The 5,337-nt window shown below is 75.7% G+C and carries 4 protein-coding genes; all 4 read left to right on the forward strand.

The window, feature by feature from the left end:
* Window positions 1-1,818, forward strand: a 1,818-nt coding sequence (locus tag HCN52_RS21575) for an outer membrane protein assembly factor BamB family protein (RefSeq protein ID WP_168090113.1), incomplete at its 5' end; no start/stop codon positions are given.
* 217 nt (window positions 1,819-2,035) lie between these two features.
* Complete coding sequence (locus tag HCN52_RS21580) at window positions 2,036-2,737, forward strand: response regulator transcription factor (protein WP_168090114.1); 702 nt, start codon at window positions 2,036-2,038, stop codon at window positions 2,735-2,737.
* A 293-nt stretch (window positions 2,738-3,030) separates the two neighbouring features.
* Window positions 3,031-4,119, forward strand: coding sequence for a galactose-1-phosphate uridylyltransferase (gene galT / locus HCN52_RS21585; protein ID WP_168090115.1), 1,089 nt, complete (start codon window positions 3,031-3,033; stop codon window positions 4,117-4,119).
* On the forward strand, window positions 4,116-5,337 hold a 1,222-nt coding region (gene galK / locus HCN52_RS21590), incomplete at its 3' end, for a galactokinase (protein WP_168090116.1). The genes galT and galK, both read left to right, overlap by 4 nt.

Here is a 5,337-nt window from a genome sequence, read left to right on the forward strand (position 1 = left end):
CCGCAGGGCAGCCTCAGCAGTCCGCAGGACGCCTCGGGCGGCTACGGCGCGCCCCAGCCCTCCGGCGGGTACGGCACGCCCGCGCCGCCGGCGCAGCCCCCCGGCGGGTACGGCACCCCGCCGCAGTCCGGCGGGTACGGCACGCCCGGCCCCACCGCGGGCTACGGCGCGCCGCAGCAGCCCGGCGGCTACGGCTATCCGCAGCAGCCGACCCCCGGGTACGGCTACCCGCAGCAACCGCCCCCCGGATACGGCTATCCGCAGCAGCCCACCGCCGGCTACGGCTATCCCGGCGGCCCGGCGGGTTCCACCACTCAGCCCCAGGGCTTCGGAGCGCCGACCGCTCCCGGCGCCGCGGTCTCCCTCGACAAGTCCGGCGGTGGCTCCGGCGGCTCCGGCGGCAAGGAGTGGAGCTTCTCCGGCTCTCGCGGCCCGCTGATGGTGCTCATGGTCGGCGTCGTCGTCTCCGCGCTCGTCGCGGGCGGCTTCACCGTCTACAACGTCACCCGTGACGACTCCACCACCGCCGCCCCGGCCGACGACGAGAACCCGGCCCCCGGCGGCGACGAGAGCGGGGACGGTGAGGGCGACGACGGCTCCGGCGGCGGCACGCTGCCGACCGACCCCATACAGGCCTCCCTCCTGTTCGAGGAGGAGGCGCCCGACGTCGCCGAGGACCACTACAACTTCTCCCCGGGCCTGTGGGAGGCGGACGGCTCGATCACCCGGGTCGCCGACCAGCAGGTCATCAGCTGGGACGAGGACGGCGAGATCGCCTGGCCCTACCCGACCAACCGCAGCGACTGCGCCTCGTCCGCCGCCGCCTCCGAGGGGCGGGTGGCGATCCTGGAGGGCCAGAACTGCGAGGTGCTGACCGTCCTCGACCTCGCCGACGGTGAGTCCGTGGTCACCATCGAACTGGACAGCAGCTCCGTGAGCGGACATCCCGCGATCCTCGGTGACTACGTCGCGGTGGCGACCTACGCGGGTGGCTACGGCTGGGAGATCGAGACCGGCGAGCCGCAGTGGGAGCCCCAGGCCGGCGAGGACTGCAAGGTCCGCGCTTACGGCGTCCACGAGGACCTCTTCATTGAGCACCAGCAGTGCGGCGGCATCGCCATCGACACGGGGGTGCCCGGCTCGGTCGTCGCGCGGAGCGAGAGCGGCGAGGAGCAGTGGAGCTGGTCCTACGAGGCACAGCACGACGACCAGGAGTTCATCCTCGAGAGCCTCGTCTCCGTCGACCCTCTGGTGATCCGCGCCACCCTCGGCCCGGAGGGTGGCGGCGCCGCACTTGACCGTGAACCCGCGATGTTCGCAGTCGAGGACGACTACAGCGGCCTGGGCCCGCAGCTCGACTTCAACCGTGACCGCAACGTCGACAGCTGCGGCTACCGCGCTCAGTTCGTCTGCGACGAGGCCGTCGTCCACGACGGCCTGCTCTACCTGACCACCACCGACCGGCCCGCGACGATCGTCGCGGTCGAGATCGCCACCGGCAACGCGCTGTGGGAGATCGGAGCACTGGAGGACGACCGCGCCGAGCTGTACGCCGTCGGCGTGCAGGACGACAAGGTGATCGCCTACCAGGTGCCGAGCTACTCCGGGGTCGGCCGCGTCGTCGCCATCGACCCGGAGACCGAGAGCGCCGACGTCGTCATGGTGCTGCCGCTCGACCAGGCAGAGAACGTCCGGGAGATCATGTCCTTTGCCAGTGCGACCGATGCGGTGGTCCGCTGGTACGACGACCGACTGCTCCTGGCCCGCACCAGGTATGCGGCGCGCTACGAAACGCCCTCGCTCCAGGTCTACGGCTGAGCCGTGCCGGCCACCGCCGGTGGTGCTGTTCCGGCCGGAGCACGTCCGGTGTGAGACAGCTATCGGCGTCCGACACCCCCGGTACCCCGCGACGGGTACCGGGGGTGTCGCGTTGCCCGTACTCTGCCGCCTCAGGCCCGTTCGCGCGCCGCACGCGTCGCGGTGTGCGGCCCCCACCCCGGCGGGCGGGACCGGGAGCGGGGCCGCGGGAGGCGCGATGACGTTACGGGTGGTGGTCGCCGACGACCGGCGACTGGTCGCGGAGGCGCTCGCGAGTGCGCTGCGGATGCGCGGGCACCGGGTGCTCGCCGCCGGCAGCCCGGTGGGGCGGGCCGTGGAACTGACCACCGGCCGTTCGCCGGAGGTCTGCCTGCTGGGGTCGGCCGAGCCCGACGGCGCCTCGGTGCTGGAGCCGCTGGCCCGGCTCGTCGCCCAGGCCCCCAAGCTGGCCGTGGTGGTCCTGGGACCGGTGCCGTGCCCGCGCGGGGTCGCGGCGGCCTTCGCGGCGGGCGCACGCGGCTACGTGCGCCACGACGAGCGGATCGACGGCGTGGAACGGGCGCTGGCCCGCGCCCGCGCCGGCGACGCGGCGGTGGCGCCCGGATTGCTGCGCGAGGTCTTCGGGGCCCTGTTGGAGCCCGGGCCGACGCCTGCCGCCGAAGGGGCCCGGCTTGCCGCTCAGTTGACGCCCCGCGAGGCCCACGTGCTGCTGCGGATCGTCGACGGCGACGACACCCGGCGGATCGCCGACGGCCTCGGGGTCGCGCCGAGCACCGCCCGGACCCACATCCAGCGGCTGCTCGCCAAGTTGGGGACCGCCACCCGGCTGGAGGCGGTGGCGGTCGCGGTGCGGACCGGGCTGCTGGAGCAGTTGGGTCGCCCGCACCCGCCGGAGGACGGCACCGCCGCCGGTCGCTGACCCGACCGCGGCCTCGCGCCGTCCCCGGCGCGAGGCTCGAAGCGAGGCCGGCACGGCGCTCGGCTCCTCGCGGCCGTCGCGGTTGCCGCGGTTGTCGCAGCGGCCATCCCCCTCTCCTTACCGTGCCGCACGCGAACGGGGCCCGGCCGGGGCGCTGTTGACGACCCCCGGCTCGGCCTGTTGGATGCTGGTGGAAGATGTTCGGTTCTGTTCGGTTGTGGGCCCCGGGCGGGGGCCCGGCGCCGGACACGCTCACGGCGGGGCGCGCGCCCCGCCCGAGGTGGGAGGCTCGGATGCGCAGGACCACCACCCGGCTGTCCGACGGTCGGGAGTTGATCTACTACGACGCAGACCCGCCGACCGGCGACGCCCCACCCGCGCGGCGCGTGCCGCGGCCCGACCCGCGACCCGCGCCGCCGCCCGTCGCCACCACCACCGCGCTGCGGACCGACCGGCTCGCGGGGGAGACCGTCGCCTACGCGGCGCACCGCCAGGACCGGACCCACCTCCCGCCCGCCGAGCACTGCCCGCTCTGCCCCGCCACCGGCGGGCGCAGCGAGGAGATCCCCGACCCCGACTACCAGGTAGCGGTGTTCGAGAACCGCTTCCCCTCCTTCGGCGGCGGTCACGGCCGCTGCGAGCTGGTGTGCTTCACCGCCGACCACGACCGGTCGTTCGCCGACCTGGAACCGGCGCGGGTCGCCCTGGTGCTCGACGCGTGGACCGACCGCACCGCCGCACTCTCCCGGCTGCCTGGGGTGCGCCAGGTCTACTGCTTCGAGAACCGCGGCGTGGAGATCGGCGTCACCCTCCACCACCCCCACGGCCAGATCTACGCCTACCCGTACCTGCCGCCGCGCACCGCCCGCACCCTCGCGGCGCTCGCCCGTCACCGCGCCGAGGCCGGGGAGAACCTGCCCGACGCGCTGCTGGCCGAGGAACTGGCCGACGGGCGGCGGATCGTGGCCGCCACCGACCACTGGGTGGCCCACGTGCCGTACGCCGCGCGGTGGCCGTACGAGGTGCAGCTGCGGCCCCGGCGGCGCGTACCGGACCTCACCGCCCTCGACGAGGGGGAGCGAGCCGAGTTCCCCGAGCTGTACCTGCGGCTGCTGCGCGGGTTCGACCGGCTCTTCGGCGACAACGCGCCGCCCACGCCGTACATCGCCGCCTGGCACCAGGCCCCCGTCGGCGACCCCGCTCCCGGCGAACCGGAGGTCGCCCGTGAGGAGTTCGCGCTGCGGCTGGAGGTCCTGACGGTGCGGCGCGGCCCGGGGAAGCTGAAGCACCTCGCCGGCTCGGAGTCCGGTGCGGGCGCCTTCGTCAGCGACGTGCTCCCCGAGGCCGCCGCCGAGCGGCTGCGGGAGGTGGTGTCCCGATGACCGGCCGCGCCGGAGCGAGCCACGCCGCGGGCGGCACACCGGACCCGCCGCGCGCGCCGGCAGAACTGGCCGATGCCGCACGGCAGTTCTTCCGCGCCCGCCACGGCGGGCCCGCCGCCGTCGTCTGGACGGCGCCGGGGCGGGTCAATCTGATCGGCGAACACACGGACTACAACGGCGGGTTGGTTCTCCCGCTCGCCCTGCCGCACCGGACCGCCGTCGCCGCCGCACCCCGCGACGACGGGCTGGTGGTGCTCCACTCCGCGGCGCGCGGTGCGGCACCGGTGACGGTGCCTCTCACCGCGGTGCGTCCGGGCGCCCCCGACGGCTGGGCGGCCTACCCTGCCGGGGTCCTCGCGGAACTCCGCACCATCGGGGCCGAGTTCCTTGGCGTCTCCCTGGCCGTCGTCTCCGACGTCCCCGCCGGCGCGGGCCTGTCGTCCTCCGCCGCCCTGGAGGTCGCCGCCGCCGGGGCGCTGGCCGACCTCGCCGGGATCGACGCCGACGCCCGGACGCTCGCCGAGATCGGCCGGCTCGCCGAGCACCGCTACGCGGGCGTGCCCTGCGGCGTGATGGATCAGCTCGCCGTCGCCTGTTGCCGGGCCGACCACGCGCTGCTGCTCGACACCGACGACGGGAGCCTGGACCACATCCCGCTCGACCCCGGCGCCGCCGGTACCGCGCTGCTCGTCGTCGACACCCGGGTGCGGCACCGGCTCGCCGACGGCGCCTACGCACGGCGCCGCGCCGGCTGCGAGGAGGCCGCCCGACTCCTCGGCGCCCCGGACCTGCGCCGCCTTCAGGAGCGGGGCGGCACCGCGGAGAGCCTGTCCGCCGATCTGCCCGACGCACTGCGGCCGCTGGTCCGCCACGTGATGACCGAGAACGCCCGGGTACGCCGGACGGCACGCCTGCTGCGCAGCGGTTCCGTCAGCGGTATCGGGCCACTGCTCACCGCCGGACACGCCTCGCTGCGGGACGACTTCGCCGTCTCCTGCCCCGAGGTGGACGTCGTGGTGGCGGCCGCGGTCGCCGCGGGCGCCCTCGGGGCCCGGATGACGGGAGGCGGCTTCGGCGGCTCGGTCGTGGTGCTGGTGGAGACCGCGGCGGCCCCGGAGGTGACCGAGGCCGTGCTCGCGGCCGCGCGGCGCTCCGGGCAGCCGGAACCGCGGGTCTTCCCGGCGACCCCGGCGGCCGGCGCCGCCCGCGCCCCGGGCT

Source organism: Streptomyces bohaiensis (genome assembly GCF_012033785.1).
GTDB lineage: Bacteria > Actinomycetota > Actinomycetes > Streptomycetales > Streptomycetaceae > Streptomyces > Streptomyces bohaiensis.